The organism is Okeania sp. SIO3B5, assembly GCF_010692555.1.
Classification (GTDB): Bacteria; Cyanobacteriota; Cyanobacteriia; order Cyanobacteriales; family Microcoleaceae; genus Okeania.
The window spans coordinates 1-3,454 of the sequence record NZ_JAAHHG010000758.1 but is presented as its reverse complement, the minus strand read 5'-3'; the positions used below and the strand labels follow the sequence as shown (position 1 = coordinate 3,454).

The following is a 3,454-nucleotide window of genomic DNA, read 5'->3' as shown; positions in this document are numbered from 1 at the left end:
AGCTTTTAGGTAGCTCAGGTTCAAAAATTAAGTCCTGTTGGGGTAACTATGGCAGAAAAATTACTCTTACTATTATGAATGGCCACCTCCTGTGTAGTTCCCATTTCTCCGTTCCTCCTAACTACTCCCTACTCCCTACTCCCTACTCCCTACCCCATCAAAAAGACTTTTTCAGCAAACCCTAATTAGATATTAATTTCTTGCAGCAACCAAAAACCAGCAAAAGATTCAGATTCTGGATTTGACTGTACAGCCAGAAAATGAACTTGTTTGACTTTTGACTTTGCTTCGGAAAATCTTTTAGCTTCCTCAATAGTTGATGAATTACCCAGATTAGCTAAAATCCAACAATCGCTACCTCCAGTTTCTAATAGTAGTCTAGCTGGAGGACCTGAATTAAATTTGACAAAAGCTAGCTCTAATCCTGACATCCAAGCTGCTAAAGGTTTTGCTCTAGATGAATAAATAATTAAACCAGGAATCTTTAAATTGGGTGTAAGACCTATAGTGTTGAGGGGAAAAGCTTCTCCAAAGTCAATGTCCCACTCTGACATTTCTGCAAAAGCCTCAACTTCTAAACTTACAAATGTCCATTTTTCTCCAATTAACGCATCTGGTAAAGGTTGTGGTGCGGGACTCATGTATTGAATTGAAGGATTTGTTCCTGCTTGATAACCAGAATAGGTCGGGTAAACTTCTTCCATTCGTTGTTGTAGCCACTGGTTGAGTGCGTAGGTACGACGGCTTAAAATAGCAGGAATGGCCAGTTCAGCACAAGCTTTGGTAATCATATTGTTCATTTGACGACGGAAAAAGCGAATTTTTTGAGGTGCTTCTGGAGCATCAGCGATCGCTTTTTCAATGGCACTTTTTAGCCAAATAGAGTTTACCTGTTGATTACTTGTAAACTCAGAGTAACGATACAAAGAATCTGTAGGATGATTAATATCTAGGGGACTTTCGCATATTAAGAGTTCCCAGAGTTTTTTTTGTCTTTCATCAAGTATTGGACGACTGTAAAAGTCTAGTTCCCAAATAGTTCCCATGCCTTACTCTTAAATTGATAGTATAGTTATTTTAAGCTATACCAGGCGTGATAAATATTTGTTACAAATACTTAGGGTTTGCTGAAAAATTATTTTAGTAGGGGTAGGAGACAGGAGACAGGAGACAACCCACCCCTCGCCCCTCCCCCTCCGGTGGAGGGGAAGACAGGAGAAATGGAAATTATAGAGGAGGTAGTCGTAAAAATTGTAAGAGTGATTTTTCTGCCATAATCATCCCAAAATACTAGCTTTATGCAGCTCTTTAGACTGAAAAGCTTGCACTTTTTAAAGGCAAGAAAAGGCTGAAACTAATATCAGTCAATGTTGTGATATTTAATCAGCAAGCCGTAATTACTAGACAGTGCAAAGTTCTTGGAATAACTATTGCTAACTAAGGCTTTCAGCGATCTAAAGGTTAAAAAAAATTTATTCAGAGCTGTAAGTACTGTAAGCCCTTGTCAGTAATACTTTCAGCCTTCAAAACAAATCGTTTTTTGGGACGACTTTGTACTCTTCAGGTAATTATGCTATTTCCCTAATCAATAGTCTGTAGCAAGTATTAATCTATTTCACATAACATTCTTTTTTTGAAATTAATGTTATAATCTTCAATTGTTGTACTAAAAAAAATTAAGAAGCCTTGACAAAGACTCCTTAAAATTGTCTACAAATAAAAAATATTTCTCAGCAGATAAAAACAATTTATCAAAATGTTGGCAGAAGACCCGCGCTGTCTCGTAGAGCAGCGTCGGGAGGATGTCAAACTGGTACATTTATTAATACCTTAGAATTTTGTTTATGAGTACTTAACCAACCTTCACTCGGCTGAAATAGTTGAGAACGACTTAATAGCATTAATTCTAGGTCAGGCATTTCTTCTCGACATCGTGGACAATACCAGTAAATACTATTATGACGTACATGGCGTAGTAATGTTGTAGAGCAGCAAGGACAAGTGTGCATAATATACCTCAAATTTATTTTAAAAATATGACAAGGTTTAACAACAAACCCCTAAAAAATAACCGCTCATTTCATCAGAGTCACTAAATCATTGAAGTCTTATCTCTACATAGATAGATTCAACTACAAAAAACATAAAATTTGTGTCAAAAAAGTTGAATTAAAGTTATTTTAATTAATTTGTATCTTCGCTATCTATTGAATAAATTTTGTAAAAACAGAATAAACTAAGCAATATTAAAAGCTGAAAAATTAATGGAGAGCAAGCAAAACCCCAGAATAAACTGATTAATCCCGTTAATATAGCTAAAACAAAAGATATGTCTTCAGAGGTGTGCTTATAAATTAATGCAGAACTCGCAGAAAGAGTTAATAGAATTATATAAACTGATTGCACTTATTTGTTCTCCAAATGCAAGTTTGATATTTATATCTCAGCTTTTAGGTTAAGTTGCTAACCTTACTAAGTAAGTTAATCTATAAATATGAAGAACTTGTGAAGACAGAGAAAATTGTCACAAAAGTTGACACTATCATTGCAATCCTAAATCATTTGTAAAAAAATTAAAATATTAGGAAAGGCAGGAGGCAGAGGGCAGAAGGCATAAGGGAAGAGGTTTCAAAACTACTTTACTTAGGAAAGGCAGAAGGCAGAAGGCAGGAGGCAGAAGGGAAGAGGTTTCAAAACTACTTTACTTAGGAAAGGCAGAAGGCAGAAGGCAGGAGGCAGAAGGGAAGAGGTTTCAAAACTACTTTACTTTTTGTTACATACTTAGTTTTTAAAGCTCATACTTTTAATAGGCATAATTTGCCTAAAACGTATATCAGTCAATGCGCGCAATATTTAATCAGCAAGCCCTACTTAGTGTTTGCTGATTAAATATCAAAGTGTTTACTGGCAAAGGTTTCAGCCTTTGCAGGTACTAAGGGAGTACCAGCTTTTGGGTAATTCCAGTTCAATTAGGAGCGTATTTTGGGCAAGATCGGGGTAGAAAACCAAGGGAAGATTCTTCTGGCTACCTCTTCTCGGAATCCCATTCCTCCTGGATTCACCGATTCTGTTTGCGTTTGCGTAGCATCCCGTAGGGAAGCATGACAAACGGAAATTCTGGCTCCTCCTCTGAAAAAAAGACTTTTGAGCGCAAACCCTAAGTAGGGCTTGCTGATTAAATCTAAAAGCATTTACAAATAAAGGTTTTAGCCTTTTTAGGTCTGAAATACCTTGGTTTTCAGCTCTTCATGCTCAAAAAGTTAGCATTTTTGCTGCTAAGTTGGGCAAAAAAATTCTCCCCTACTCCCCTACTCCCCTACTCCCCTACTCCCCTACTCCCCTACTCCCCTCCTCCCCTACTCCCCTCCTCCCCCGCTCCCCTCCTAACTAGTTTAAATACCCACATATCCAACAATAACAAAGTTATTTGGGCCTTAGTTTTTTATTTTCCTCA

3 protein-coding genes are annotated in these 3,454 nt (G+C 37.1%); 1 reads left to right on the top strand and 2 read right to left on the bottom strand.

The features are described 5' to 3' along the window. A partial coding sequence (locus F6K54_RS42020) for a hypothetical protein (protein WP_293090425.1) occupies positions 1-185 on the top strand: 185 nt, incomplete at its 5' end. Here the strand turns inward: F6K54_RS42020 and F6K54_RS42015 are convergent. Together F6K54_RS42015 and F6K54_RS42010 are read right to left on the bottom strand one after the other, a co-directional pair. After that, complete coding sequence (locus tag F6K54_RS42015) at positions 186-1,046, bottom strand: Tab2/Atab2 family RNA-binding protein (RefSeq protein ID WP_293090424.1); 861 nt, start codon at positions 1,044-1,046, stop codon at positions 186-188. A gap of 759 nt (positions 1,047-1,805) precedes the next feature. Then, positions 1,806-2,009 carry a hypothetical protein gene (locus F6K54_RS42010; RefSeq protein WP_293090423.1) on the bottom strand — a complete coding sequence of 68 codons (204 nt, stop codon included), beginning with the start codon at positions 2,007-2,009 and terminating at the stop codon, positions 1,806-1,808. Positions 2,010-3,454 lie beyond the last annotated feature (1,445 nt).

Bases quoted from the DNA above. Each gene is read 5' to 3' on its own strand.
- F6K54_RS42015 (WP_293090424.1), bottom strand. From the start codon at position 1,046: ATGGGAACTATTTGGGAACTAGACTTTTACAGTCGTCCAATACTTGAT.
- F6K54_RS42010 (WP_293090423.1), bottom strand. From the start codon at position 2,009: ATGCACACTTGTCCTTGCTGCTCTACAACATTACTACGCCATGTACGT.